This window comes from Nitrospirillum karajorum, from assembly GCF_036348415.1.
In the GTDB taxonomy this organism is placed as follows: domain Bacteria; phylum Pseudomonadota; class Alphaproteobacteria; order Azospirillales; family Azospirillaceae; genus Nitrospirillum; species Nitrospirillum amazonense_B.
Window position 1 is genome coordinate 1,304,522 of sequence record NZ_JAZBQB010000001.1, and the last position, 26,000, is coordinate 1,330,521.

A 26,000-nucleotide genomic window follows, 5' to 3' on the forward strand; every position below is an offset into this window, starting at 1 on the left:
TCCATGCTCCGGTACGATTATGTGCCCATGCCGGCACGCGGGCCCCTGCGCCTGCCCGAGGGCAAGCGCGTCGCCCTGATCCTGACGTTCAACCTGGAAACCTGGGACCTGACCAAGGACACGGACCGCCCCTATTACGCCGGCGGCCCCGCTATCCTGCCCGACGTGCTGCCCGGCGACACGCCCGACTTCCCCAACTTCACCTGGCGTGAATATGGGCAGCGGGTGGGCATCTGGCGCCTCTATGACCTGTTCGACGAGATGGGCGTCAAGGCCAGCTGCACCACCAACGCCGTGACGTTCGAGCGGCGCCGGGCCATGACCGACGCCTGCCTGGAGCGCGGCTGGGAACTGCTGGCGCACAATTACGAGCAGGGGGAACTGCTGACCAACTTCGCCAAGGACCCGGCGAAGGAACGGGACGTGATCCTGCGCACCATCGACACCTATGAGCGGTATGTGGGGCGGCGCCCGCTGGGGTGGCTGTCGTCGTCGCTGCGCGGCACGCTCAACACCGCCAGCATCCTGGCGGAACAGGGCTTCCTGTTCTATTGCGACATCATGAATGATGACCAGCCCTACCGGCTGGACACCGCCGCGGGCCCCCTGGTCTCGGTGCCCTATTCCAATGAGATCAACGACTTCACCCTGCTGACCCGCCGGGGCCTCAGCACGGACGCCTTCCGCGACGTCCTGATCGAGGAACTGTCGACCCTGCATGCCGAGGGGGCGAAGACCGCCCGGTTGATGAATGTCGGGCTGCATCCCCACGTCTCGGGCCGCGCCTATCGCATCCGCGCGCTGAGGGAGTTCCTGCAGTTCGCCAAGGGGCTGGACGGCGTCTGGTGGCCCACGCGGGAGGAATTGGCCCGCTGGTACCTGGAAAACAGCGCCGGCCACATGCCGGGCTGATCGCGCCCGACGCACCAGCACCCAGCAGTGAAGAACCCAGCGGGCAAGAACCCGGCAGTGAAGAACAAGGAGGCAGAAATGGTGGAGTTGCTTCCGGCGGTGGCGCCGGCGACCGAGGCCGCGCGCGCGGTGCTGTCGACGCCCGCGGTGGGTGCCATGCTCATCGGCGGGCGCTGGGTGCAGGCGGCGGGCGGCCAGTCCATCCCGTCGACGGACCCGGCCACGGGGCAGGTGCTGGCCCATGTTCCGGACGCCGGCCCGGCGGATGTGGATGCCGCGGTCGTCGCCGCCCGCGCCGCCTTCCCCGCCTGGGCGGGTCTGGTGCCGGCGCAGCGCGCCGCCATCCTCTGGCGGGTGGCCGATGTGCTGGAGGCCCATATCGATGAGCTGGCGGAGCTGGAGACGCTGGACCAAGGCAAGCCGTTGTATGTCGGCCGCTGGGCCGAAATCCCCGGTGCTGTGGCCCAATTCCGGTATTACGCCGGTCAGGCCCTAAGCATCGAGGGGCGGACCATCAGCCCGTCAGTGACCTACCAGCCGGCGGGCAAGCTGGTCCAGGCCTGGACCCTGCGGGAGCCGGTGGGGGTGGTGGCGGCCATCGTGCCCTGGAACTCCCCCCTGGTGCTGACGGCGATGAAGCTGGCCCCGGCCCTGGCCGCCGGCTGCACCGTGGTGCTGAAACCGGCGGAGGACACGTCGCTGACCGCCCTGCGCCTGGGTCAGTTGATGATGGAGGCGGGCCTGCCCGACGGTGTGCTGAACATCGTCACCGGCCGGGGGGCCACCGCCGGCGCCGCGCTGGCGGCCCATGGGGACGTGGACAAAGTGGCCTTCACCGGGTCCACCGCCACCGGCCGCGCCATCCTGGACGCCTCCAAGGGCAACCTGAAGCGGGTGACCCTGGAGCTGGGCGGCAAGTCGCCCGTCATCGTCCTGCCCGATGCCGACCTCGACCTGGCGATCCCGGGGGTCGCCAACGCCATCTTCTTCAACGGTGGCCAGGTGTGCGTCGCGGGGTCCCGCGCCTATGTCCACGCCGACATCTACGACCGCGTGCTGGAAGGGCTGGTGGCGCAGGCGGGCGCCCTGCGCCTGGGCCATGGCCTGAACCCGGAGACGCAGATGGGTCCCCTGGTGTCGGCCCGCCAGGCGGAGCGGGTGGCCGGCCTGATCGGCGGGGCGCGCGCCGCCGGCGCGGCGGTGGTGGCGGGCGGCGAGCGCCTGGGCCCCGCCGGCACCTTCATCGAGCCGACCGTCATCGCCAAGGTCGACCCCGCCATGGACATCGTGCGGGAAGAGGTGTTCGGGCCGGTGCTGGTGGTGCAGCGCTACACCGACGTCGATGCCGTCGTGGCCGCCGCCAACGACAGCGTCTATGGCCTGGCCGCCAGCGTGTGGACCCAGTCGCTGTCCCACGCCCACCGCCTGTCGCGGCGGCTTCAGGCCGGCACCGTGTGGATCAATACCCATTCCATGTACGATGCCAGCCTGCCCATCGGCGGCGTGAAGCAGTCGGGCTATGGCCGCGATAGCGGGCTGGCCGCGATGGACAATTATCTGGAATGGAAGACGGTCTGCGCCGTGGTCTGAGCCCGTCCCTTCCATCGTATCTGGAGTTTGCGGCGTGGGTCATAAGCCCACGCCGCATCCTTATCAACCAACCGGATCAGAAGGTGTAACGGACCGTTCCCAGCACTGTCCGGGGGTCCAGGTTGAAACGCGGCTGGATGACGGAGAAGCCGAAGCCCGTGACATAGCCGCTCTGGTTCAGCAGATTCTTGCCGGACACCCGGTAGGTCCACGCCCCGGATTCATAGCCGACATAGGCGTTCAGGAAGCTCTGCCCCGGCACATGGCCGATGGCGCCGTTGTCGATGGTCGAATAGACGTCGCTGCGGAACAGGGCGTCGGCGCCCAGGCTGACGGTGCCCCGGCCCAGGCTGACCGTATAGTCGGCGCCGACGTTGAACTGGGTGTCGGGCAGGTTCACCACCTTCTTGCCCTGCACGTTGACCGTGGCGCCGCTGCCGCCCCGGGTGTACGTGCCATCGTTGAACGAGGCGTTGCCCCACAGGGTCAGGCCGGACACCACCCGCCACGACACCTCCGCCTCCAGCCCCCGGATGCGGGCGTCGAAGTTGTCCACCAGGAAGGTGCCGTCGGCCAGGTTGAACAGCTGCTGGATGTCGTGGACGTCGTTCTGGAACAGGGCCACGTTGGCCTTGACCCGGTTGTCGAACAGCTCGGTCTTCAGCCCCGCCTCCTTGGCCTCCGTCACCTCGGGCCGGAAGGGGGCGTTGATCTGGGCGATGCTGCCGGCCAACCCGTTGTAGCCGCCGGCCTTGAAGCCCTCGCTATAGGTGAAGTAGGCCAGCGTGTCCGGGGTCAACTTGTAGGTCAGGCCCGTCTTGGGCGTGAAGCGCACGAAGGTATCGTCGCGCTGGATGCCGGCCGTGCCGTAGTAGGCGGACAGATGCTTCTGGTCCATGGTGTAGCGGCCGCCGGCGATCACGGCCAGGCGGTCGGTCAGGTTGGCCGTCACCTGGCCGAAGGCGGCGTAACTGTCGGTGTCGACGGCGTAGCCCTGGGGCGAGGGCGTCAGGAAGATGGATTGCAGGATGTCCTGGCGGGTCGATTCCGTGAAGTAGTAGATGCCGCCGACATAGTCGAGGAAGCCGCCGAACGCCTTGCCCGCCGCCTGCAATTCCTGGCTGACCTGATGCTGGGTGGAGGTGCTGTCCCGGATGTAGAGGGCGAGATAGCCGCCCGTCGTCAGGCCCAGGGCGGAGGCCGGCACCCCGCCGGAAAAGTCCTGCGCCCAGTTGTTGGTCAGGTGGGAATAACCGGTGATGGAGGTGACGGTGCCGCCGTCATAATCGGCACCGACATTGACCGTCGTGCCGTACTGGCGGGTATGGGTGTACGAGGGGTAGGGGGACAGCGTGGTGTTGTAGGACCCCGACAGCGTGCTGATCTGGCTTTCCACGCCGTTGGCGTAGGGGTTGGTCGGAACCGCGTACTGCCCGTCGGAATCCAGGTTGGTGTAAAAGGCGGTGAAACGGCCGTGGAACGGGCTGGCGCCGGCATAGGCGACGTCGGCCTGCAGGCCCTGGAACTCCTCGGCGCCCACATCCTTCTTCAGGGTCGCGTCGTACTGCCGGCCGCCGTCGCGGCCCCGCGCCAGGCCATTCAGCGACGCGCTCCAATCCCCGTTATCGCTGATGGCGTCGGTGGCATAGCCCTTCAGCCGGCGCTCGTTCCAGGTGCCGAAGCCGCCCTCGACAAAGCCGGACGGGGTGGGGTCGGGCGCGCGGGTGACCAGCTTGACCGCACCGGCGGAGGAGTTGCGGCCGTACAGCACACCCTGGGGCCCGCGCAGCACCTCCACCCGGTCCAGTTCCAGGAAGTCCATGACGGCACCCGACAGGCGCGCGCGGTAGACGTCGTCCACATAGATGCCCACGGCGGATTCGGACGTGACGTTGCCGCCGTCGCTGACGCCGCCGCCACGGATATAGGGCCGCAATTGCGTGGAGCCGCCGCTGCCGCTGGTGAAGTTCACGTTGGGCGCGATACGGCCCAGGTCGCTGGCGGTGGTGATGCCCATGCGGTCCAGGGCGGCGCCGGTCAGGGCGGTCACCGCCACCGGCACGTCCTGCAATCGCTGGCCCACCCGCTGCGCGGTGATGGTGATGTCCTCCAGCTGGTCGTCGCTGGCGGGCGCGTCGGCGGCCCAGGCCGGCGCGTTCACGGTCAGCATCGCCACGATCGCCAAGCGGGATGGATGGCGCCTATAATCCCCAGTCATGCCCTGCCTCCTGTTTTTTATCGGCTTTTTAGACAGCAGCACCCTCTTACCCCAAGGGGAATGGCCGTCATGGGAATTATCCGCAGGCCGACCATTCACGCCCGTATCCGGCCACCGTCCATGTGAAACAATAATTGACCGATTGATATATCTACATATCATATCGGCTCAATGTGGGACAGCGGGTGGCGGCAGGGGATGGGCGACGGGCGCGCGCGGATCGCGAAGGGGTACGTCCAGACGGCGATGGGCACGGTGCATTACCGCCGCGCGGGCGAGGGCCCACCGGTCGTGCTGCTGCACGATTCCCCGCGCTCCTCGCTGCTGCACCTGCCGTTGCTGGGGACCTTGTCCGACCGGTTCACCGTCTTCGCCCTGGACACGCCCGGCTATGGCGGGTCCGACCCCTTGACTTTGGCGCCCGGGATGGCGGGGCGGGAGCCTATCATCGCCGACTTCGCCCTGGCGCTGGAGCGGACGCTGGCGGCCCTGGGCATCGGGCGCGCCGCCTTTTACGCCTGTCACACCAGTTCCAAAATCCTGCTGGACTTCGCGGTGCGTTGGCCGGCGCGCGTGGGCGTCGCCGTGCTGGACGGCCTTTCCATCCCGACGGGCGAACCGGATGCGGGTTTCATTGGCCGGTACATGAGGCCGTTCGATATGGATGCCGAGGGCGCCTGGCTGGCGCGGGAGTGGACCCGCGTCAAGGACACGGTGCGATGGTTCCCCTGGTTCGCGGCCGATCCATCGACCCGCATGCCCATCGACATGCCGTCGATGGAGGAGATGCAGGCCTATTGCCTGGACTATTTCAGGGCCGGGCCCCGTTACGCCGACGCCTATCGCGCCGCCATGCGGCACAACCCGCTGGACAATGTCGCGCGGGTGACGGCGCCGGTGGTCTATGCCGCTCGCGCCGATGATGTCCTGTTCCCCTGCCTGGACCTTTTGCCGCCGCACTGCCGGATAGAGCGCCTGCCCGCCGACCGCGCAGCGTGGCTGGCGGCGATTGGCGATCATCTGACGGCCGGGGCGGGCGCCCAGCCCTACCAGCCGCCCCCGGCTGCAGGGGCGGCGGACCCGCCGGCGGGGCGCCTTTACGTCGACCTGCCCCATGGTCAGGTCCGACTGTACCGTTTCGGGCAGCCCGGCGACGCGCGGCCGGTGCTGGTCCTGCATGACCCGCCTGGCGGGGCGGCGGCGGACACGCCCTTGCTGCGGGCGTTGGGGAAGCGTCGCTTGGTGCTGGCCCCCGACCTGCCGGGGTGCGGACAATCCGATGCCCTGCCTGTGGCCAGCCTGGCCGCCTATGCCGAGACGTTGGCCGAGCTTTTGCGGGCCCTGGCCATCGGGCCGGTCGACCTGGTGGCGGAGGGCATGGCGACCCCCATCGCCCTGGCCGTCATGGCGGCCCATCCCGGCTGTGTCGGCGCCGCCGTCCTGGACGGCGTGATGCTGCCCGACGACACGCTGCGGGCCGATATGGCGCGCCGCTATTGCCCACCCCTGGTCCTGTCCGCATCGGGGGCCCACTGGCAGGAGGTCTGGCACCTGCTGCGCGACCGGGAGGCGCAGTTCCCCTGGTATGACGGGGCGGCCTCGGCGATCCGGGGGCGCACCCCCGACATGTCGGTCGATCGGCTGCGGTCGTTGCTCCTGGACGTGATGGCGCAACCCGCCCGTTACGGTGACGCTGTCCACGTGGCGGTTAGCCGCGACGTTCGCCCTTTACTCCCCCAGGTCGGCCATCCGGTGCTGCTCTGCGCCGATCCCGGCGACCCCCGCCAGGGCTGGTCCACCGGGGCGGCGGCGGTCCTGCCCCGGGGCACGGTCGGTCCCCGTCCGGCGTCGCCAGAGGCTCGGGCCGGCCTGTACCTGGACTATTTTGAAAGGGTCAATGATGCGACGTCTTGAGGTGGTCTTGCGCCGTCCGGTGGGGGCCTTGCCCATTGCCGCCGACTTCGAGATCCGGGAGCGCGCCCTGCCGGATCCCGAACCGGGGGCGGAACTGCTGGTGCGCGTGCTGTACTTGTCCTTCGATCCTTATATCGGCTCCCGTCTGCGCGGGCGGCACGTGGGCCTGCCGGCCCCCTTGCCTGGGGAGTCGCTGCCCGGTGAGTGCGTGGCGGAGGTCTTGCGGTCCGTCCATCCCGACTTCAAGCCTGGTGATCTGGTGGCGGGGGAGGTGGGCTGGGCGGACCATGGCCTGTTGCCGGCCACCCAGGCGCGGCGCCTGGTCAAGGTCACCCGGCCGTCGGCCCATCTGGGGGTGTTGGGTATGCCGGGGCTGACGGCCTGGGCGGGCGTGACCCAGCTGGCGCAGGTGCGGGCCGGCGATGTCTTCAGCGTCAACGCCGCCGCCGGGCCGGTGGGCGGAACGGCGGGGCAGATCGCGCGCCTGCTGGGCGCCCGCACCGTCGGCGTGGCTGGCGGGCCGGAAAAGTGCGCCCTGGTCCGTGACGTCTATGGTTTCGACGCCTGCATCGATTATCACGCCCCCGATTGGGTCACCGCCTATGCCGACGCCCTGGGGGCGGGCTCCACCGTGCATTTCGAGAACGTGGGCGCCACGCAGTTGGCGACCGCCCTGTCCCATATCCAGGTCGGCGCCCGGCTGGTGCTGTGCGGCCTGGTGGAACACTACCACGGCGGCCCGGCGCCGCAGGTGCCCCTAATCCCCGTCATCGCCAAGCGGGCCCATGTCCTGGGCCTGGTGGTTTATGACTTCTACCCCGGTGGGGGGAATGGCTGGACCTGGCCGTTCCTTGGGTCGAGGACGGGCGCCTGCGCGTGATCGAGGATGTGGTGGACGGATTGGCGCGCGCGCCGGCCCAGTTCGAGGCGCTGATGCGCGGCCTGAACCGGGGGAAATCCCTGGTCCGCGTCGCCCCCGACGCGCCGTGAGGATGGCGGGGCGTGGCGCCGGCGCCACGCCCCCGTGACCATAGTTGCCCGCATCGTTCTCAAGGCAAAAAAGAGCTTTGCAAAAAGATCTAAACATATATCAATAGACTCACAAATGGGCCGGATAAACCGGACCCGACATAACAGGAGGCTTTGGGCATGCTGATAAGGGAATGGGCGCTGGGCGCGTCCGCCGCTGTGATCGCCTTGCTCGGAACCGTGGCGCCGGTTTGGGCCGCCGATGAGGATACCTTGCAGGAGGTGGTCGTCACCGCCCGCCGCCGGGCCGAGACCCTGCAATCCGTGCCCCAGGCCGTGTCCGCGTTCACCGCCGACGACATGGCCAGCCGGCAGGTCAGCTCCACCCTGGACCTGGTGCGCCTGGTGCCGAACCTGTTCGGCAGCAGCAATACCGGCATTCCGGGCGCCAACACCTATTACATTCGCGGCCTGGGCTCGACCGAGCAGATCGCCACCATCGACCCCGCCGTCTCCACCTATGTCGATGACGTGGTGGTGCCGCGCCAGAACGCGAACAACTACGGCCTGTTCGATGTCGAGCAGATGGAGGTGCTGCGCGGCCCGCAGGGCACCACCTTCGGCCGCAATTCCACGGGCGGCGCCATCAGCGTGCGTCTGCGCAAACCGTCGGAGGATTTCGGCGGCTATGCGGAGGCGACCTATGGTTCCTACGCCCAGCGCACCTTCCGGGGTGATATCAACGTCCCGGTGTCGCCCAAGATCCTGACCAAGGTCACCGGCTATTACAGCCAGGACGATGGCTGGCTGAAAAACCAGGCCAACAACGAAAACCTGAACGGCCTGAAAAGCTATGGTGGCCGGGGCGCGGTGCGCCTTCTGCCCAACGACGACATCACCGTCGACCTCAGCATCGAGCATACCGGCGGGTCGGGCAGCTACCTGCGGTCCTACTACGATGATCCAACGGAAACCCGCTTGGCCGCCACCACGGCCGGCGGCACCGGCAACGTGTTGGCCGACGCCCTGGCCAACCGCGGCTTGGGTTCCTCCGCCCAGTCGACGGCGGTGACCGCGAACCTGGAATGGCGCCTGCCCTCGGTGACGCTGAACGCCATCACCGGCTACCGCACCATCAACCAGAAGTTCATGATGGACTTCTCCCTGCCGGCATCGCGCACCGTCAACCCGACGCCCTATTACCTGACCAACGATGGCCGTTACGACATGGTCTCGCAGGAGCTGAAGGCCGTCGGTTCCTTCTTCGACGACCGCCTGCGCTATGTCGCCGGCCTCTATTACTTCAACGAGGACAACCGCACCGTCGCTGGCCAGGTGTTCGGCACCTCCGTCTCGTGCAGCGCCGGCCTGTACGGCGACGGCAACATGACCTGCGGCGGCAAGCCCGGCTATTCCAGCGTGCGCGACATCCGCAACCAGACCGACTCCTACGCCGCCTACGCCCAGGCCGACCTGGACCTGACGGACACGGTGACGGCCATCGCCGGCGCCCGCGTGACCCATGAGGTCAAAGCGCTGCAACTGCCCGCGACCTCATACGGCGGGGCCACCACGGCCGACCTCAAGCGCTATGGCATTCCCATCGACCTGGAAACCAACGTCATCACCCCCAAATTCGGCCTGAACTACAAGCCCATGCCGGACGTCCTGCTGTTCGCCAGCGTGACCAACGGCTACAAGGGTGGCGGCTGGAACTCCCGCACCGCCTACCTGCCGCAGCAGGTCACCGCGATGAAGCCGGAGACCACCTGGTCCTATGAGGCGGGGATCAAAAGCACCTTCCTGGATCACAAGCTGCAGGTGAACCTGACCGGCTTCCTGGCCGACACCGACAATCTGCAGCTCTCCTACACCACCCCGGGGCCCATCGCCGGCACCACCCTGTCCACCCAGGACAACGCCGGCAACATCGAGGTGAAGGGCCTGGAACTGGAAGTGCGGGCCAAGCCCCTCCATGCCCTGGATATCTTCGGGACGGTGGGCATCCAGCAGGGCGAGTACACTTACGTGAACCCGCGCGCCCGCTCCTTCGTCAGCAGCACCGGCGCCTACATCAACGCCATCGACCTGTCGGACCAGCTGTCGCGCTTCCCCAAGAAGAGCGTCGCGGTGGGCGGCACCTACACCGTGCCCGTGCCCTCATGGAACGCCAGCTTCGCCCTGACCGCGGAGGTGGACTACACCGGCGGTTTCTGGACCACGGCGGCCAATTCGGCCCCCTCCACCCTGACGCCCACGGCGCTGAACAGCTACGCCGACAACTACACGCTGGTGAACCTGTCGCTGGCCTTCACCACCGACGACGACCTATGGCGGTTCAAGCTGGACTGCAAGAACTGTGGCGACAAGACGTACCTGACCTCGGTCTTCAACGGCTATTACTACGGCGATCCCCGCCGTGTCACCGCCACCCTGACCCGCCGTTTCTGAGAAACGGCTGAGGCCAACCGGCATCAAAGGATCACTCACGCCCATGACCACCACCCCGATCATCAAGCGCCGGTTCATCGACACCAGCTTCGGCCAGGTTCATTGCCGGACCGCGGGCGAGGACGGGCCGGTGCTGGTGATGCACCATGCCTCCCCCGGCAGCGCCAAGCAGTTGGAGGCGCTGATGCGCCTCCTCGCCGCGTGCTACCGCGTCTTCGCCTTCGACACGCCCGGCAACGGTGACAGCAGTCCACTGCCGCTGGAGGTGCCGACCATCACCGACCTGGCGGTGGGCCTGATTGAGGCCATCCGCGCGCTGTGCCTGCGCGATATCGTCGTCTACGGGTCCCACACCGGCGCCGACGTGGCGCTGGAGGTGGCGATCGCCGCACCGGACCTTGTCCGCAAGGTGGTCGTGGACGGCGTCGCCGTCTTCACGCCGGAACAGCGCGACGATTATCTTGAGAACTACGCCTTGCCCTTCGCGCCGGACCTGGACGGCGCCTATCTGATGCGCTGCTTCATGTTCTGCCGCGACCAGTACCTGTTCTTCCCCTGGTTCAAGCGGGACCGGGCGCACCGGCGCGACAACGGCCTGGGCACGCCCGAGGCCTTGCGCGACTGGGTGGTGGAGGTGCTGAAAGCGGGTGAAACCTATTTCCGCGCCTACCGCGCCGCCTTCGCCTATGAACCCCTGCGGCGCATCGGCCTGGTTAGCCAGCCCATCCTGGCCCTGTCCTCGGTGGAGGATCCCTTGCTGGAGACCACCCGTCAGGCGGCGGCCCAGGTGGACGCCCAGTTCCGCACCCTTCCCGGCTTCCGTGACCCGGAATTCGGGCCCGCCTTGCGCGACGCGGTTTTCGCCTTCGTCGGCTGACAGTCAGGAGACGCCTTCATGCAGCACCGCACCCTGCGCGGCCGCATCCGTTACACCTCCCGCAAGCCCGGCCGGGTGGGGGAGGAACGGGGACGGGAAAGCTTCACCATCACCCGCCACACCGATGGCAAGGTCACCATCCGCGCCCTGTGCGAGATCGAGGAGCCGGCGCCCACGGTGCTGCGCGACGTGATCTATTCCCTGGATGAGAACGACCGCCCCATGGACTGCCACGTCCGGCTGACGGTGGGGGATCGCTTCATGGGCAGCGGCTGGTTCCGCATGACGCCCGAACAGATCGAATGCGTCAGCTATGGCCCCACCATTGGCCGCATATCGCAGGTCATGCCGGTGAATGGGCACTATGACGGCTTCGGCACGCACCCCATCATCGGCGACGCCTACATGACGCGGTGCATGGATGTGGCGCGGGGCCCACACAAGCGGCCCTTGCGCGCCTTCCTGCCGTCACCCGACCATCGCGGCGCCACCCCGCCCCTGGTCGCGGAAACCAACCTGTTCCTGGAGTATGTCGGCGATGAGACGGTGACGGTTGCCGCCGGCACCTTCGACTGCCGCCATTTCCGCTTCACCGACGAGAACGCCAGCATGGCCAGCAAGGACGGCGCCCACCCGCCCTACGATGTCTGGGTCACGCGGGACGAGGACTCGCTGTTCGTCCAGGGCGGGGTGGGGGGCTACATGCTCACCTGGTACGAACTGGCGGAACTGGATCGCTGATCTGGGCGCGCTGATCTGGGCGCGCTGACCTGGGCGCGTTGACCTGGGCCGCATGCCTATGAAAAAGGGCTCGCAGACCGGTGCGTCCGGCTTGCGGGCCCTGTGCTTTTGACGGTCAGAGGCCGAGGACGCCAGGGTTCATGGCGTTGCCGGGGTCCAGGATCGCCTTGATCCCGCGCAGCAGGTCGACGCTCGCGCCGTCCCGCGACGGCAGATAGGGATAGGTCCGCCCCACTTGGAAATGGGCCAGCCCTTCGCGCAGGAACAGGTCCAGCAGCCGCTGGCGCACCTTTTCCACCACCGCCGCCGCCGCCGCGTTGGGCGGGTTGACGGGCAGCTTGGCCAAGTGCCCGGGCTCGACCGCGCTATGATGCAGTTCCATTAGCGCGTCCGGCCAGTAGATCGTGGGCTCGATCAGCAGGGCGTTGGTCGACATGGCGGAGAACAGATAGGCATTCTCCACCCCATGCTCCTGGAACTCCGGCTCCATGGCGGCGAACTCTGCCTCCATCGCCTGGAAGACGCGGTGCGCCTGCGATAGGGACACCAGGCAGTGGATGGGCACCCAGCGTTCGCCATTGGGCCCCACCATCGAATTGAGGGCGACGAAGGGCTGGGCGCGCATGACCTTGGGGATGGTGTTCTCCACCTCCTGCCCGTGGTGGCGGGCGACGATGGCGCGGGCCTCCGCCAGGTCGTCGGCCACGCCGGCAGCGGAGCGCCCCTCGAACACCAGATGCAGCGCGAAGTCGCCAGCGTCGATGAAGGTGCGGCCGGCCAGGGCGATCTTGGCCGCCTCCTTCAAGCCGCCCAGCAGCGAGGATTGCTTGCCCACCACGCTTTTCAGCGCGCCCAGGTCGGCGGACAGTGAGGCCCGCTTCAGGCGGATGCGGGTCAGGCGCGGGTCGAAGCCGCACAGCTCGCACGCGATGCCGGCGCGGGTGATGTCGGCCATGGCCCCGAACATGCCGCCGCTGTCCTTGAACGAGAACGAGGCATAGGCCTCGTGCTTGGGCAGGGGGATCAGCCGCAGGGTGATTTCCGCCTTGATGGCGAAGGCGCCGCAGTCACCGGTGAACAGGCCCGCCAGATCGGGGCCGTAGTGGCGATAGAACGGGCTATCACCATCGGTGCCCCGCGCCCCCGTCCGCATCACCCGGCCATCGGCCAGGACCAGGGTCATGGCCACGACGCTTTCGGCGCCGGTGCCGTAATGGCCTGCGCCGAAGAAGGCGTTGCCCTGCGAGATGCCGCCGCCCACCGTGGACACCAGGCCCGACAGCGGTCCCCAGAAGGGCGTGCGCAGGCCCAGGGGGGCCAAAGTCTCGTACAGGGTCTTCCAGGTACAGCCCGCCTGCACCGTCACCACCATGTCGTCGGCGCGGACCGCCAGCACCTTGTCCATGCGCGACAGGTCCAGGGTCACGGTGCGTGGTGTGGTTGGCAGGTAGCCCTTGGTGTAGCTCATGCCGCCGCCCCGGGGGGCGCAGTCATGGCCATGGAACCGCGCGGCCGCCACGACCGCCGCCAGTTGGGCGGTGTCCGCCGGCGCCACCACCAGCGCGGCGGTCTCCGTGGCGCGGGCGTAGATGTCCTGGGAATGCAGCGTCCGGCTGGGTATATCCTGGCGCACATGCGCGCCCCCGACGATGGCGGTGAGGTCGCGCCAGAGCGGGGTGTCGGCAGCCGCAGCCGACTGGGCGGTGTCTGGGGTCATCGAAGGCCGTCCCGTTGTTCCAGTTCAGGTATGATTGTTATTGATCTAATTATATATCTATATACCATATGACTCAAGACCCGCCGGGCCGTGGCGGCCAAATCACGGCGATCCAAATAACGGCGGTAATGTCAGAATGGGGACGGGCATGGCGAACAGGGTAAGGCCGGCGGGGTGGGGACCCAAGCCGGAAAGTCGGGGATGTCCACTGGCTGGAGCCCCGGCATGCCATCCATGAGGCCGCAGGCCGATGCCGCACCGGCGTTCGACCGTCATGGCCGCATCAAGGCCGGTACGGTGGTCACCGCCGATTTCGACGCCTCGCTGGCGGATTACCGCGACACGCTGGGCCTGACGGTGGTGGAGGCGGGGCCCGTCCCCCCGACCTGGCGGCCTACTGGGGCGCCCCCGCCGCCGGTCGCGCCCGCATGGCCCTGTTGGCGCCCGTCAGCGGCAACGGCTGCTTCCTGCGCCTGGTCGAGGGGGCGCCGGTTCCGGGCTACCGCCCGGCCCGGAGTTTCGGCTGGGCCGCCTTCGAAATCACGGTGGCGGACGTCTTCGCCCTGCACGCCCGGCTGGCGGACAGCGGTTTCACCGTCATCGGCCCGCCCAAGAAGGTGGCGGGCTTCAACAATTTCATTCCCATGCAGGTCGTCGGGCGCGGCGGCGAAATCCTGTACCTGAACCAGGTGCTGGAGGATATGTCCGACCTGGACCTCCCGCTGGCGGCGGCACCGGTGGATGTCATCTTCATCGCCGTGCAGGCCGCGTCCGACCGGGCCGCCACCCTGGCCTTCCAGCGCCAGGCGCTGGGGCTGGAGGAGGGCGGCACCTTCGCCATCCCTTACGGCGTGATCAACAACGCCTTCGGCCTGCCCGCCGACCATCGCAGCACCCTGACGATGACCAAGGTGGGGCGCCTGCCGGTGGCGGAGATCGACCAGTATCCCCCGGACGCGACGGCCCGGCCCCGGCCCGCCGGTGGACTGCCGCCGGGCAACGCCATCATCAGTCTGGGCGTGGACCGGCTGGATCGGGTGGCCGCCCCCCTGCTGGCCCCCGCCGCGGTTCACCCCGGCCCCTTGTACGCCGGTCGCCTGTCCGCCTGTGTCGCGGGCCCGGACGGCGAGATTTACGAATTGATCGAAATGGGAGAAGTCGGCAATGCGTGAGACGCGGACGGGCGAGTTCCGGCAGGGATGGACGGTGCTTCTGGCCGCCACCCTGGGGACCATGTGCGGCGCGTCGCCGCTGCCGTACAACACCATCGGTTCGCTGATGCAGCCCCTGATGCGCGAGTTCGGCTGGAACGCGGGCGACATCATGAACGGCATCATGTGTTACGGCCTGACCGGCTGCGTCTTCGCGCCCATCGTCGGCGCGTTGGCCGACCGCTATGGCGCGCGCATCGTCGCCCTGTGGTCCTTGTTCGCCTTCGCGCTGACCTTCGCCGCCCTCAGCCTGACCCGGTCGCTGACCTGGTTCTACGCCTGTTACCTGTTGATCGGCGTCGTCGGCGTGGGCTCCACCCCCGTCACCTGGTCGCGCGCCATCAATTTGTGGTTCAGCCGAAACCGGGGCCTGGCGCTGGGCATCATGCTCACCGGCACCGGCCTGGCCGCCTTCATCCTGCCGGTCACCACCGTGTTCCTGATCAAGAGCTGGGGCTGGCGCTGGACCTACGCCCTGCTGGCCCTGTTCCCCCTGGCCTTGGCCTTGCCGGTCGCCTGGGCCTTCATGCGTGAGCCCGCCGCCGCCGCGGTCTCCCCCGGCGCCGACGCGCCGCCCCCCGTCAAGACCGGCCTGACCCTGGCCCAGGCGATCCGCCTGCCCCGCTTCTGGATCATGATGGTGGCCTTCCTGATGGTGTCGATCGCCTATGGCGGTTTTCATACCAACCTGCAGAACATGATACGGCTCAAGGGCCTCAGCAGCGAGGTGGGCGCCCTGATCGCCGGCGGCGTCGGCCTGGCCATCATCGTCGGCCGCCTGGGCACCGGGCTGCTGGTCGACCGGGTGTGGGCGCCGGCGGCGGCCGTACCCCTGCTGTCCATGCCGGCCATCGCCTGCGCCATCTTCATGAGCGACACCACCTCGATCTGGCTGATCGGGCTGGCCGCCATCCTGCTGGGCGGGGCGGCGGGGGCCGAGACCGACTTCATCTCCTATCTGGCCGGCCGGCATTTCGGCATGGCCTATTACGGCCGCATCTACGGCATGCTGTACGCCGTCTTCGCCGGTGGCGCCGCGGCGTCGGCCCCGATTTACGGCTATGTCTTCGCCGCGCACGGCAGCTACACGCCCATCCTGGCCATCGCGGCGGCCATGTTCGTGGGCGGTTCCCTGCTGCTGTTGCTGACGGGCCGCTACCCCACCTCCTTCCCGGTCGTCCAGGCCGCCTAACCGTCAGAAAGGGTTCGTTCCATGTCCAGCCGCATCATCGCCCTGTTCAACCTGAAGCCGGGGGTCAGCGTCGCCGACTACGAGGCCTGGGCCAAGGCGCAGGACATCCCCACCGTCAACGGCCTGGCGACCATCGACAGCTTCGAGGTGTTCCGCGTCACCGGCCTGTTCGGCGGCGGCCAGCCGCCCTACCAGTATGTCGAGGTGCTGGATGTCAGCGACATGGCGGCGTTCGGCCAGGATATCGCCACCGCCCGCATGCAGGAGATCGCGGCCCAGTTCCAGGCGATGGCCGATGTCCTCTTCCTGACCACGGACAAGCTGGGCTGAGTCAGCTGCCGCCGGCCTCCTGGGCGGCCCAGAGGCCGGCGGTGGCGTCCGCCGCCCCGGCCATGGCCAGGCAGGCGTCGGCCAGCTTCTGGTGGGCGCCTTCCAGGCCGGCGAAGGCCAGGCAGCGCCGGGCCTTTTCCAGGTGTTCCTCCCGCGTCAGCGGCCAGGCGGGGGCGCCGAACTGCACCGTCACCTCCTGGGACAGCGCGCCGCCGTCGGTCAGCAGCGCCTCCGCCCGCGCCGGCACGAAGGCGGCCGGGTCAGGATTGCCGTCGCTCTCCACGCTGATGCGGCTGGCCAATTGGGCGATGGTCGGATCGTTCAGCCGCTCCGCCGTGAAGTCGGACAGGTCGACCGTTCCCCGCGTCAGGACCACCGCCCCCAGATAGGGGAAGCACAGCCGGGCGTAGGCCGGCGTCATGTCGGGGACCAGGGGGCGCCCCACCAGCCGCGCGATCAGGGGCGGCGCCCGGTAGGTCAGCGTTTCCAGATTCAGGGCGTGCAGGCCGTGCTGGTGCATCAGCCGCTGCGTGGCCACGATGGCGCCGTGCGCGGCGCGGCCGGTGGGGAAAGGCTTCCAGCTCACCTGCTCGATACGGTGCGGGCCGGCCAGGCCATCCACCAGGCGCTGGATGTCGTGGCTGCTTTCGAACAGGGCCAGGTAGCCATAGGGCCCGTCGATCGAGGCGCTGGGGCCCGGCAGGCCGGCCAGGGCCAGGTCGATGGCCTGCACCGCCGACCGGGCGGCACCCGCGATCTGCAGCGGCAGGGTGGCCTTGCCCTCCACATGCGCCTGCATCGTGCCCGAGGCATAGGCGAGGGCCAGGCCCAGGGCGTCCAAGGCCGCGCCGCGCGGCATCTTCCGCAGGCGGGCCAGTGCCGCCACGCAACCGAAGATGCCGGCGGTGGCCGGGCGGAAGAACTTGACGGGTGAGGTGGCGGCGACACCCAGCCCGGCGGCGACGTCCACGCCCGCGACCAGGGCGGTCAGCAGCCGTTGGCCGTCATAGGGGCCGCTGCGATCAGCCTCCGCCAGCAGGGCGGACAGGATGGTCGCCAGGGGGTGGACCACCGCCGGTTCATGCACGCAGTCGAACTCCTGCGCATGAATCTGGAAGGCGTTCAGGAAGGCGGCGCTGGACGGCGGCAGGCGCAACCCCGGCCGGCCCAGAACGCGGGCGCCCTCCTTCCCGTTGGGCAGTCCCCAGGACCGCACCGCCGTCATCACCTCATTGGCATAGGCGGCGCGGCGCCCGGCGATGCCCACCACCACGCTGTCGTGCAGGAAGGTGGCGGCGGCCGTACGGGTGCTGTCGGGAAGCTCCTCCCACTCCAGCGCCAGGGCGTGGTCGATCAACAGCTCGGCGGCGTTCGTCATGGCATGCCCCCTGGTTTGGGAAAGACGCTTAAGGTCTTCTAAAGGGCATAATAATATGCCAATATACCAATATCAATATTCTATGGGCGGGGCCTACGGGGGCAGGGGTGAGCATGTCGATAATTCCGGGTCGTGACACGCCGTTTGATGCCGTTGTCCCCCTGTTGGTCGTTGGCGGCGGCGCGTGCGGCCTGGTGGCGGCCCTGGCGGCGCGCGATGCCGGCGTGGATGTCGTGGTGTTGGAACGGGACCCCATGCCCCAGGGCAGCACGTCGATGTCGCTGGGCGCGCTCTGCGCCTCCGGCTCGGCGGAACAGCGGCGGCATGGCGTGGATGACGGCGCCGACCGTTTCTTCGCCGACGTCATGGCCAAGACGGGTGGCGCCGCCGATCCGGTGCTGGCCCGCCTGGTGGGCGCGCGCTCCGGCCCCACGCTGGACTGGCTGTCGGACCGCCACGGGGTGCCGCTGCTGCTGGAGACGGGCTGGAAGCCGGCCTTCGGCCACAGCGTCATGCGCATGCATGTCACCCCGGGCCGGACGGGCCAGGACCTGATGCAGCGCCTGCTGCTGGCGTGCGAGGCCGCCGGTGTCGACATCCTGACCGATGCGCATGTCACCGACCTGCACGCCGAGGGCGACCGGGTCACCGGCGTGCGGCTGCGTCGCCCAGACGGCAGTGTGGAGGATATCGGCTGCCAGGCCCTGATCCTGGCCACCTGCGGCTTCGGCGGCAACGCGGAGATGGTGCGGCGGCACATCCCCGCCATGGCGGACGCGCCCTATTTCGGGTGGGAGGGCAACCGGGGCGAGGGCATCGCCTGGGGGCAGGCGCTAGGCGCCGCCGTCGCCGATATGGACGCCTATCAGGGCCTGGGGCTGCTGGCCTCACCCGCCGCCATCGACGTCAACCCGCGCTTTCTGATCGAGGGCGGCATCCAGGTCAATCGCCACGGTGCCCGCTTCGCGCATGAACTGGAGGACGTGTCGGGCGCCGGCGCCCGCGTCATCGCCCAGCCGGACGGCCTGGCCTGGGTGATCTATGACCAGCGCATCCACGACAGCTGCGCCAGCCTGCCGCAATACGTGGCGCTGCGCGAGGCGGGCGGGGCTCGCCAGGCGGCCACGGCGGAGGCGCTGGCGGCGCAGGCCGGCATCGACCCGGCTGGTCTGGCGGCCACGCTGGGCCAGGTCGCGGCCCATGTCGAAAGCGGCGAGGCCGATCCGTTCGGCCGGCGCTTCACCGGCCCCGCGCTGTCAGCCCCCTATTACGCCGTCCGCGTCACCGGCGCCCTGTTCCACACCCAGGGGGGGCTGGTGGTGGATACCGACGCGCGGGTGCGGCGGGCCGCAGGCGGGCCCCTGCCCAACCTGTTCGCCGGCGGTGGCGCCGCCCGCAGCATCGGCGGCCCCGGCCCGTCCGGCTATCTGCCGGGCGCCGGCCTGTGCATGGCGGTGACGCTGGGCCGGGTGGCGGGCGAGGCGGCCGCCCGCCTGGTCACGGCATCTTGAACGAACTGGAACTAAGGGGGAATCATGCAGCAGCAGGCAAAGGGCCGCTTCGCCGGCAAGGTGGCGGTGGTCACGGGCGCGGGACGCCGCCAGGGCTTGGGTGAGGCCATCGCCCGCAGGCTGGCGTCCGACGGTGCCGCGGTCGTCCTGTCGGACATTGGCCGCGCCACGGATGCCGCCACACCGGACGGGATGATCGGCGCCACCTCCGAACTTCAGGCGGTGGCCGCCGCCATCGCCGCCGATACCGGCGCCCGTGTCGAGACCTTCACCTGCGATGTGCGGGACATGGCGCAGATGCGCGCCCTGGCGGCGTTCGCTGTCGATCGCCTGGGGGGCCTGGATTTCTGGATCAACAACGCCGGCATCGGCTATCTGATGAAGCCCTTGCTGGAGACCGAGGCCGCGGAATGGCAGGCGGTCATCGACGTCAACCTGACGGGCTGCTTCAACGGGCTGAAGGCGGCGGCGGAGATCATGGTGCCGGCCGGGCGGGGCGGCCGCGTCGTCAACATCGCCAGCCAGGCGGCCAAGTCCGGCTTTCCCTTCGCGGCGGCCTATTGCTCGTCCAAGCATGGCCTGGTCGGGCTGGTGCGCTCCGCCGCCATTGAGCTGGGGCGCCACGGCATCACCGTCAACAACGTCTGCCCCAACCACGTCACCACGGGGTTGGGCGCCTGGCAGAACGAGTATTTCTCCAAGCAGTTGGGCCTGACGCTGGAGCAATATCTGGACGCCATGAAGGGCCGCATCCCCATGGGGCGGCCGGGTCTGCCGCAGGACACGGCCAACGCCGTCGCCTTCCTCTGCTCTGACGAGGCGGTCTACATCACGGCGGAAAGCATGAACGTGTCGGGGGGCGAGGAACCGCACTGAGCGGTTCCGGGGCGCCGGTCGATCGAAGCCGGCCGGCGCCGTCCGTCACCCTTCGGATTTCCAGCCACCGATCGCCTTGCGGCCAGAGCGCATGTGGTACTTGAAGCGATCGGGCCGGTAGTTGGCGTGGATGATCTGCACGCCCCGTCCGCTCTTGTCCCGGACCACTCGTTCCACCCGCAGGACGGGGGCGCCGGGCGCCATCTCCAGCGCGGCGGCGACCGGCGGCTCGGCGGCGACGGCGGTGATCCACTGTTCCGCCTCATGCGGGGCGAAGCCGATGCGCTCCAGCGACACCAGGGTGGGGACCGTCTCCATGTCCGTGCGGCTGATGCCGGCCGCGATGTCCAGCGGCATGAACTGCACGATGTAGGAAAAGGGCTCGCCCGCCAGCTTGCGCAGGCGCACCACCCGCTGCACCGGCGTCCCGGCCTCCACATCCAGCAGGGCGGCGATGGCGGGCGGCGATCCCAGTTCGGTGATGTCCAGCACCTCGACCTCGGTTTCGAGGCCCATGGTCTTCAGGCTTTCGATCAAATTGTCGAAGCTGCCATGAACCTGGGGCAGCGTCGCCGATGCCGTCACCACCGTGCCCCGCCCGCGATGGCGGCTGACCAGGTCGTGCGCCGCCAATTCGTTCAGCGAGCGCTTCACGGTGATACGGGACACGTTGAACAGCTTGGACAGCTCCTGCTCCCCCGGCATGACCGAGTTCGCCGGGAACTCCCCATTGCGGATCTTCTCCCGCAGGACGAGGAAAATCTGGTGGTACAGCGGCGTGGGCGCCGTGTGGTCCAACTGGTCCGGGGTCAGTCCTGTGTCGGCTGGCGAATGGTCCATGTATCCCGTCGGCTGCGGTTTGGTGGCGAGGTTGTTTTTGGCCAAGGAGCTTTAAGGCAAACAGCGCCCGATGCAAGGGGCGCCGTTTGTCGCGGCCTTCAACCAGCGGTTAGGTCATCGGGACTGACACTACCACATTCCGGGCGATTCAGCACGTTGGCCAGGCTTTCCCGCAGCGCTTTGACACGATAGGGCAGGCCGCTGACATAGGGACGGACGGTCAGGGTCAGCAGGCGTGGGCTGGACTGGGCCGCCGCCTCCGCCAGCAGCCAGTCGGCGGCGTCCGATACTTGGGTCACCCATTCCTGTTCCGGCCGCGCATGGGCGATCAGGATCTGCCAGTCGTCCAGCTCGTTGGACAGGGGCAGGGCCGTCAGGTCGCCCGCCTCGGTATGGAAGGCGGTGGGCAGGTCGTCGTGGGCCCAGTCCGCGAACCAGCGGATGCCGGCGGCGGCCAGGCGAGCCGGGGTCTGAAATCCCTCCGCCCGCGCCGGGCTGATCCAACCGTCCGGACGTCGCCCGGTGACGGCCGACAGCGCGTCCAAGGTGCGGTCGATATATGACCGCTCCAGGTCCGCCGGTAGGGCGGAATGGTGCAGGCTGTCCGTGTCCCAGCCATGGGCGCAGACGGCGTGGCCATCCGCCACCACGTCGCGGACCAGGGCGGGGTAGCGCTCCGCCACCGCGCCCTGGATGGCGAACGTGGCCCGCAGCCCCAGTTTGCCGAACAGGGTCAGCAGGCGGTAGGCGCCGACACGGTTGCCGTAGTCGCGCGTCGTGTAGTGCCGCAGGTCGGGATAGGGGGTCTGCATGGCCCCCGGCGCCTTGAACGGCTGACCCGATGGGTTGAGGGGAAGAATTCCAGCGGGACCACCACCCACAGGCCCAGCGTCCGGTCGCCCGGCAGCCGGATGGCCGGCCGTTCGGGCAGGGGGGCGGCCGGGTAATGGGTATGGTCCGGCCCGGCATGGCGATGCGGGTAGGTCAGGTAGCTTTCCGGCAGGGTGCTCATGAACGGTCCCCCTGGGCCTGGCCCGATGGCGCGGGGTTGAAGCCTGTGCCGGGGCGGGCGCAGCCGCGCGCCTCTATGTCCGCCAGCGTCTGGTCGTAATGGGACGACAGATAGAACTGCGCGATGTCCTTGGCTGTGGTGACCCAGACATCGTCGCGGTGGCCGGTGATGTAGCGCAGGGCCTCGCGGAAGGGGCCGATGCGGTGGGGGTGCGCCACCAGATAGGCGTGCAGCGGAATGCACATGACGGTTCCCGTCTCCGCCCCTTCCTCCAGCAACTGGTCGAAATGGCGCATCAGGGTGTCGGCATAGGCGCGCGGGCTTTGATGATAGACGCCATAGGTGATGACGTCGTTGACCTCCAGGCTGTAGGGCATGGAAATCAGGCGCTTGCCGCCCTTCACCTTCAGGGGCTGCGGCTGGTCGTCCTGGAACAGGTCGCAGCTGTACCAGAAATCGTACTCGGCCAGCAGGTCCAGCGTCCGCTCGGTATGCGTCAGGGCCGGGGCCAGATACCCCGGATGCGCTGGCCGGTCGCGTCCTGCACCGACCGGATGCTGTCCTCGATCACCGCGCGCTCCTGCGCCTCGGTCATGCCGTAGGAATAGCGTGTGTTGTAGATGCCGTGGCTGAAGAACTCCCAGTCCCGGTCGACACAGGCGCGGATGATCTCCGGATGGTGGTCCAGCATGGCGACCGACAGGCTGACGCTGCCGCGCACACCGCACTCATCCATCACATCCATCATGCGCCAATGGCCCACGCGGTTGCCCCAGTCGCGGGCGGAATAGGGCACCACGTCCGGATGCGGGCGCCCCCAAGGCTTGCGCGAGGGGTTGCCGGGCGGGTCCAGCTCATAAAACTCGATGTTGGGCGCGACCCAGAACGCCACCTTCTTGCCGCCGGGCCAGGTGATCTTGGGCCGGTCGCGGTAGGGCCAGAAATCATAAAGATTGGGATCGCCGTGCATGGGGGGCTCCCGGCTCAAGAGGGGAATGGGAAGGGGTCAGGTCCGCAGCGTCGCCAGATGGGCGTCGACCTCCGCCACCGCCACCACGTCCGCGTATTTCAGCAGCAGGTCGGTCAGGTTGGCGTAGTGATAGGACTCGTGCTTGTCGGCCACGCACTCTTCCGGAACGATGGTGCGATAGCCGTGCGACAGGCTGTCCACCGCCGTGGCGCGCACGCAGCCCGAGGTGCTGCCGCCGGTCACCACCACCGTGTCGATCTTGTGCCACACCAGATAGCTGGCCAACGGGCTTTCGAAGAAGGCCGATGGCATGCGCTTGTCATAGACCAGGTCCACCGCCGCATCGATCTCCACCCGTGGGTCGAAGGCGTGGCGGTCGCTGTCGCGGCGGATGTTCTGCAGGCTGTCCGGCGTGTTGGTGCGCGTTCCCCAGACACCGGCGTCCCCGCCATCGGCCTTGTAGGCCACCCGCGTCCAGATGACGGGGAAGCCCGCCGCCCGGGCGGCGGCGCTGATGCGGTTCACATGGGCGATCTGGTCGGGGTCGGTGACGTAGGCGGTCTTGGGGAACAGGTCGGGCCGGGTGTAGGCCTGCTGGAAATCCACGTTCACGATGGCCAGCCGCTGCCCGAAGCCGAACTTGGCGCGTGCGGGGTTGGCCCTGACCTGTTCGAAAATCTCCCGCGCGGTCTTCTGCTCGCGCACCATGGTCGGTTCAAAGCGCATACTGCCGTCCCCTTCTTTGCCCGTTCTTTATTGATATATCTTTATGCCTTTCTAAGGCATTGCCGGCGCTGACTCAACCCCAAACGACATGCCCTCGTGGGTGTCGCGGCTGCCGTTACCCCACGTCTGTCCGTTCGCGGGTATAGCTGGTGACGTAAGCGAAGCGGCCGGCGGGATGCACCGTCTCCGTCGCCAGGAAAAGCCTGCCAGGGGCATCGCGGTACTGGCGCTGGGTGTGCAACGCGGCGTCCCCCGGCGGCGCGCCCAGCAACTGCGCCAGCAGCGGTGTCAGGGTCATGGCGCTGATGCGCTGGTCCACCCGGTCCGCCACGACGCCGAAGCGGGCCTCGATGGCGCCGGCGACCGAGCTGGCGTTGTCGATCTCGGTGGCCGTGGGGGCGCAATCCTTGCGGATCAGCATACGGGCCAGCCCCACCGTCTGGGCGCCGCTGCCGCGATAGCCCCGCAGCTCCCGCCAGTCCTCGGGCGCCAGGTTCAGGGTCGCGGCCAGGCCGTCCGCCGGGGCGACGCCGTAATAGATGATCTTCAGCCGCGCCTCGCCGGCGTACTGCAGCAGATCCTGGAAGCCGCCCAGCGGCTGCACGAACATCGCCGGGCCGGGGCGGGCGGTGACCACGGTGCCGGCGCGCCGGCGGCGGACCACCAGCCCCTCCTGCGTCAGCAGGCGCAGGGCGTCGCGCGCGGTGTGGCGCGAAATGTCATGCAGGGCGCAAAGCTCGATTTCCCCCGGCAGCAGCTCGCCCACCTTGTAGGTGCCGTTGCCGATGGCCGCACGCAGGATCTGCGCCACCTGCCGGTAGCGGGGGGCTTGGCCGGCGACGGGGCGGTTGGCTGGGCGATTAGATGTGTTCACCGCATCCTGCTCATTCTATGTCCGCGCCTGCCTGCCGGGCCTCCTCCTGCAGGATGGCGATCAGGTCGGTCGCGGCGACCGAGGAGACGGCCCGCCGGCGCCGCATGGCGACCAGCGGCGTCGTCCAGCGGCCCTGGGCCAGATCCCGGCCCATCAGGCCGGGGGCGGCGGCCACCAGGGACCGGGGAAGGATGGCCAGCATGTCCGTCGCCTCCAGCACTGAAATGGCGAAGGGCAGGGACGTGGTGCTGATGCGTGGCTGGATGGGGGAACGCCGGCCTCGCGGAAATGCGCGTCCACCGGATCGTCCAGCCCCTCGGGCAGTTTGCCGAAGATCCACTCGGCGTCCTGCAGGTCGGTGATGGACGTGGCCCGCGACAGCACCGGATTGTCCCGCCGGCCGACGACCAGCCAGCGCTCATCGCCCAGGGGCGTGACCATGATCTGGGGGTCGACGTCGGTGCCACCCGTCGTCACCGCCAGGTCGATCTCCCCCGCCAGCAGCATGCGGACGAACTGCGGCGCCAGCCCGCCGTCGATGCGCAGGTTCAGGCGTGGATAGCGTCGCTGCAGGCGGATCACGGCGTTGCGGCCCACGCCGGCGGACGGCACCGGGCTCAGCGCCAGCGCCAGCTGGCTGGTGCTGCGCCCCAGGGCGACATCGACGTCGCGGCGGAAGTGGGACACCTCCGCCAGCACCGTCTGGGCCCTGACGCGCAACGCCTCGCCCATGCGGGTCAGCAGGACGCCCTTGGGCGTGCGCTCCAGCAGGGGCACGCCCAGTTGCTCTTCCAGCCGCGCCAGGCTTTTGGACAGGGCCTGCTGGCTCAGTCCCCGCTTGTGCGCCGCCAGGGTGAAACTGCCGCACTCGGCCACGGCAAGGAAGTATTCGAGGTCGCGCAGTTCCATGGGCACCCGTATCAGAACGGCTTCACCGTGCCCAGGAAGGCCATGGTGATGATGCCAGCCCAGTAGAAGTAAGCCAGCTTGCGCGAGAAAGCCATGAGCGAGGCCAGCCGGTTCTCCAGCTCGGGCGTCGATCCCTCCGTCGCCAGCTTGCGGAAGGCCATGACCCAGTCGCGCATGACGTAGCGCAGGATCAGGCCGATGACCAGCAGGCCGGAGAAGATGGTCGCCTTGGCCGCATACCAGTGGGCGGTGAACGGCCCGCCGGTGATCAGGCTGTAGACGCCCGTCAGGAACAGCGCCGGAATGACGACATAGCGGATGGCCTCGTCCGTCTTGGTCAGGAGGATGCCCAGGTCCGTGCCGCGCTTGAAGAAGGCGGTCAGCGCCAGGCCGACCCAGCAGGCGACGAAGATCCACATGCCCACCAGCCAGGGGCCGCCCAGCGGCTGGGTCCCCAGGTTGTAGCCCATGTGCAGGCCCAGCGGCAGCAGCAGGATGATGCCCGTGCGCGGCAGGATGTCGATGCGGTACGCCGTTTCCATGTGGCGGCGACGCTCATCCAGCGTCAGCGCGGGATTGGCGATGTTGCGCGCGGCGTTGAACACGCCCCACTCGCCGCCCAGCCAATAGGCCATGGCGATGATGTGCAGCCACCGCAGCAGCAGGTGCTGATCCAAATACATTCCCAGCAATTCCATGACGTGCCTGTACCCTGTCGTCGATGCCCCCGCCTTGCGCGGGGGCTGGTTCTCCGGCGGTGCCGGTGGGGCGAGACCCCCTTT

Annotated in this window: 22 protein-coding genes and 1 pseudogene; 12 read left to right on the plus strand and 11 right to left on the minus strand. The window is 68.6% G+C overall.

Annotation, left to right across the window (positions count from 1 at the left end; translation table 11 throughout):
* The first annotated feature begins 3 nt into the window (after positions 1–3).
* Together UCD39_RS05725 and UCD39_RS05730 are read left to right on the plus strand one after the other, a co-directional pair.
* The gene (locus UCD39_RS05725; RefSeq protein ID WP_330495094.1) at positions 4–912 is read left to right on the plus strand and encodes a polysaccharide deacetylase family protein; all 909 of its coding nucleotides are present in this window, start codon (positions 4–6) and stop codon (positions 910–912) included.
* 78 nt (positions 913–990) lie between these two features.
* Positions 991–2,502: an aldehyde dehydrogenase family protein gene (locus UCD39_RS05730; RefSeq protein WP_330495095.1), complete on the plus strand. Its 1,512-nt coding sequence runs from the start codon at positions 991–993 to the stop codon at positions 2,500–2,502.
* 76 nt (positions 2,503–2,578) lie between these two features.
* On the opposite strand, the gene UCD39_RS05735 is transcribed toward UCD39_RS05730, so the two are convergent.
* A complete protein-coding gene (locus UCD39_RS05735; protein WP_330495096.1) occupies positions 2,579–4,720 on the minus strand; it encodes a TonB-dependent receptor in 2,142 nt (713 codons plus the stop codon).
* Between the two features lie 198 nt (positions 4,721–4,918).
* Between UCD39_RS05735 and UCD39_RS05740 the strand changes: the two genes are divergently transcribed.
* The 5 genes from UCD39_RS05740 (at position 4,919) to UCD39_RS05760 (ending at position 11,672) form a co-directional block, all read left to right on the plus strand.
* Complete coding sequence (locus UCD39_RS05740) at positions 4,919–6,634, plus strand: alpha/beta fold hydrolase (protein ID WP_330495097.1); 1,716 nt, start codon at positions 4,919–4,921, stop codon at positions 6,632–6,634.
* Positions 6,618–7,514: a zinc-binding dehydrogenase gene (locus UCD39_RS05745; protein ID WP_330495098.1), complete on the plus strand. Its 897-nt coding sequence runs from the start codon at positions 6,618–6,620 to the stop codon at positions 7,512–7,514. Before UCD39_RS05740 ends, UCD39_RS05745 begins: the two co-directional genes overlap by 17 nt.
* Before the next feature lie 269 nt (positions 7,515–7,783).
* The gene (locus UCD39_RS05750) at positions 7,784–10,054 is read left to right on the plus strand and encodes a TonB-dependent receptor (RefSeq protein WP_330495099.1); all 2,271 of its coding nucleotides are present in this window, start codon (positions 7,784–7,786) and stop codon (positions 10,052–10,054) included.
* 43 nt (positions 10,055–10,097) lie between these two features.
* On the plus strand, positions 10,098–10,931 hold the full coding sequence (locus UCD39_RS05755; protein WP_330495100.1) for an alpha/beta fold hydrolase: 834 nt from the start codon (positions 10,098–10,100) through the stop codon (positions 10,929–10,931).
* Between the two features lie 18 nt (positions 10,932–10,949).
* Positions 10,950–11,672, plus strand: a complete 723-nt coding sequence (locus UCD39_RS05760) for a DUF3108 domain-containing protein (RefSeq protein WP_145729144.1) — start codon at positions 10,950–10,952, stop codon at positions 11,670–11,672.
* A gap of 115 nt (positions 11,673–11,787) precedes the next feature.
* On the opposite strand, the gene UCD39_RS05765 is transcribed toward UCD39_RS05760, so the two are convergent.
* Positions 11,788–13,389 (minus strand): FAD-binding oxidoreductase, encoded by a 1,602-nt coding sequence (locus UCD39_RS05765; RefSeq protein WP_330495101.1) that lies wholly within the window; start codon positions 13,387–13,389, stop codon positions 11,788–11,790.
* Positions 13,390–13,817: 428 nt separating this feature from the next.
* Here UCD39_RS05765 and UCD39_RS05770 point away from each other — a divergent pair, with 428 nt between their 5' ends.
* From UCD39_RS05770 to UCD39_RS05780, 3 genes are read left to right on the plus strand one after another with little or no spacing between them, the layout of a single operon-like run.
* The gene (locus UCD39_RS05770) at positions 13,818–14,561 is read left to right on the plus strand and encodes a VOC family protein (protein WP_330495102.1); all 744 of its coding nucleotides are present in this window, start codon (positions 13,818–13,820) and stop codon (positions 14,559–14,561) included.
* On the plus strand, positions 14,554–15,792 hold the full coding sequence (locus UCD39_RS05775; RefSeq protein WP_330495103.1) for an MFS transporter: 1,239 nt from the start codon (positions 14,554–14,556) through the stop codon (positions 15,790–15,792). The genes UCD39_RS05770 and UCD39_RS05775 overlap by 8 nt, the downstream gene beginning before the upstream one ends.
* Before the next feature lie 21 nt (positions 15,793–15,813).
* Positions 15,814–16,122, plus strand: coding sequence for a RedY/HapK family protein (locus UCD39_RS05780; RefSeq protein WP_330495104.1), 309 nt, complete (start codon positions 15,814–15,816; stop codon positions 16,120–16,122).
* Between the two features lies 1 nt (position 16,123).
* Here the strand turns inward: UCD39_RS05780 and UCD39_RS05785 are convergent, their stop codons facing one another.
* Positions 16,124–17,500, minus strand: a complete 1,377-nt coding sequence (locus UCD39_RS05785) for an MmgE/PrpD family protein (RefSeq protein ID WP_330495105.1) — start codon at positions 17,498–17,500, stop codon at positions 16,124–16,126.
* Positions 17,501–17,613: 113 nt separating this feature from the next.
* On the opposite strand from UCD39_RS05785, the gene UCD39_RS05790 reads away from it, so the two are divergent.
* Together UCD39_RS05790 and UCD39_RS05795 are read left to right on the plus strand one after the other, a co-directional pair.
* The gene (locus tag UCD39_RS05790; protein ID WP_330495106.1) at positions 17,614–19,011 is read left to right on the plus strand and encodes an FAD-dependent oxidoreductase; all 1,398 of its coding nucleotides are present in this window, start codon (positions 17,614–17,616) and stop codon (positions 19,009–19,011) included.
* Positions 19,012–19,035: 24 nt separating this feature from the next.
* Positions 19,036–19,887 carry an SDR family NAD(P)-dependent oxidoreductase gene (locus UCD39_RS05795; protein ID WP_330495107.1) on the plus strand — a complete coding sequence of 284 codons (852 nt, stop codon included), beginning with the start codon at positions 19,036–19,038 and terminating at the stop codon, positions 19,885–19,887.
* A gap of 45 nt (positions 19,888–19,932) precedes the next feature.
* On the opposite strand, the gene UCD39_RS05800 is transcribed toward UCD39_RS05795, so the two are convergent.
* From UCD39_RS05800 to UCD39_RS05840, 8 genes and pseudogenes are all read right to left on the minus strand, one after another.
* The gene (locus UCD39_RS05800; RefSeq protein WP_330495108.1) at positions 19,933–20,727 is read right to left on the minus strand and encodes a GntR family transcriptional regulator; all 795 of its coding nucleotides are present in this window, start codon (positions 20,725–20,727) and stop codon (positions 19,933–19,935) included.
* A gap of 98 nt (positions 20,728–20,825) precedes the next feature.
* The gene (locus UCD39_RS05805) at positions 20,826–21,539 is read right to left on the minus strand and encodes a polysaccharide deacetylase family protein (protein ID WP_330495109.1); all 714 of its coding nucleotides are present in this window, start codon (positions 21,537–21,539) and stop codon (positions 20,826–20,828) included.
* Between the two features lie 196 nt (positions 21,540–21,735).
* Complete coding sequence (locus UCD39_RS05810; protein WP_330495110.1) at positions 21,736–22,143, minus strand: polysaccharide deacetylase family protein; 408 nt, start codon at positions 22,141–22,143, stop codon at positions 21,736–21,738.
* Positions 22,144–22,235: 92 nt separating this feature from the next.
* A complete protein-coding gene (locus UCD39_RS05815) occupies positions 22,236–22,709 on the minus strand; it encodes a polysaccharide deacetylase family protein (RefSeq protein ID WP_330495111.1) in 474 nt (157 codons plus the stop codon).
* Between the two features lie 36 nt (positions 22,710–22,745).
* Positions 22,746–23,435 (minus strand): isochorismatase family protein, encoded by a 690-nt coding sequence (locus UCD39_RS05820; protein WP_330495112.1) that lies wholly within the window; start codon positions 23,433–23,435, stop codon positions 22,746–22,748.
* Between the two features lie 115 nt (positions 23,436–23,550).
* The gene (locus UCD39_RS05825) at positions 23,551–24,309 is read right to left on the minus strand and encodes a GntR family transcriptional regulator (RefSeq protein WP_330495113.1); all 759 of its coding nucleotides are present in this window, start codon (positions 24,307–24,309) and stop codon (positions 23,551–23,553) included.
* Between the two features lie 10 nt (positions 24,310–24,319).
* Positions 24,320–25,218, minus strand: a pseudogene (locus UCD39_RS05835) (LysR family transcriptional regulator).
* Between the two features lie 11 nt (positions 25,219–25,229).
* A complete protein-coding gene (locus tag UCD39_RS05840; RefSeq protein WP_211101870.1) occupies positions 25,230–25,901 on the minus strand; it encodes a hypothetical protein in 672 nt (223 codons plus the stop codon).
* Positions 25,902–26,000: the final 99 nt, after the last annotated feature.

Coding starts and splice junctions, on each gene's coding strand:
- UCD39_RS05725 (WP_330495094.1), top strand. CDS start 4: ATGCTCCGGTACGATTATGTGCCCATGCCGGCACGCGGGCCCCTGCGC.
- UCD39_RS05730 (WP_330495095.1), top strand. CDS start 991: ATGGTGGAGTTGCTTCCGGCGGTGGCGCCGGCGACCGAGGCCGCGCGC.
- UCD39_RS05735 (WP_330495096.1), bottom strand. CDS start 4,720: ATGACTGGGGATTATAGGCGCCATCCATCCCGCTTGGCGATCGTGGCG.
- UCD39_RS05740 (WP_330495097.1), top strand. CDS start 4,919: ATGGGCGACGGGCGCGCGCGGATCGCGAAGGGGTACGTCCAGACGGCG.
- UCD39_RS05745 (WP_330495098.1), top strand. CDS start 6,618: ATGATGCGACGTCTTGAGGTGGTCTTGCGCCGTCCGGTGGGGGCCTTG.
- UCD39_RS05750 (WP_330495099.1), top strand. CDS start 7,784: ATGCTGATAAGGGAATGGGCGCTGGGCGCGTCCGCCGCTGTGATCGCC.
- UCD39_RS05755 (WP_330495100.1), top strand. CDS start 10,098: ATGACCACCACCCCGATCATCAAGCGCCGGTTCATCGACACCAGCTTC.
- UCD39_RS05760 (WP_145729144.1), top strand. CDS start 10,950: ATGCAGCACCGCACCCTGCGCGGCCGCATCCGTTACACCTCCCGCAAG.
- UCD39_RS05765 (WP_330495101.1), bottom strand. CDS start 13,389: ATGACCCCAGACACCGCCCAGTCGGCTGCGGCTGCCGACACCCCGCTC.
- UCD39_RS05770 (WP_330495102.1), top strand. CDS start 13,818: ATGGCCCTGTTGGCGCCCGTCAGCGGCAACGGCTGCTTCCTGCGCCTG.
- UCD39_RS05775 (WP_330495103.1), top strand. CDS start 14,554: ATGCGTGAGACGCGGACGGGCGAGTTCCGGCAGGGATGGACGGTGCTT.
- UCD39_RS05780 (WP_330495104.1), top strand. CDS start 15,814: ATGTCCAGCCGCATCATCGCCCTGTTCAACCTGAAGCCGGGGGTCAGC.
- UCD39_RS05785 (WP_330495105.1), bottom strand. CDS start 17,500: ATGACGAACGCCGCCGAGCTGTTGATCGACCACGCCCTGGCGCTGGAG.
- UCD39_RS05790 (WP_330495106.1), top strand. CDS start 17,614: ATGTCGATAATTCCGGGTCGTGACACGCCGTTTGATGCCGTTGTCCCC.
- UCD39_RS05795 (WP_330495107.1), top strand. CDS start 19,036: ATGCAGCAGCAGGCAAAGGGCCGCTTCGCCGGCAAGGTGGCGGTGGTC.
- UCD39_RS05800 (WP_330495108.1), bottom strand. CDS start 20,727: ATGGACCATTCGCCAGCCGACACAGGACTGACCCCGGACCAGTTGGAC.
- UCD39_RS05805 (WP_330495109.1), bottom strand. CDS start 21,539: ATGCAGACCCCCTATCCCGACCTGCGGCACTACACGACGCGCGACTAC.
- UCD39_RS05815 (WP_330495111.1), bottom strand. CDS start 22,709: ATGCACGGCGATCCCAATCTTTATGATTTCTGGCCCTACCGCGACCGG.
- UCD39_RS05820 (WP_330495112.1), bottom strand. CDS start 23,435: ATGCGCTTTGAACCGACCATGGTGCGCGAGCAGAAGACCGCGCGGGAG.
- UCD39_RS05840 (WP_211101870.1), bottom strand. CDS start 25,901: ATGTATTTGGATCAGCACCTGCTGCTGCGGTGGCTGCACATCATCGCC.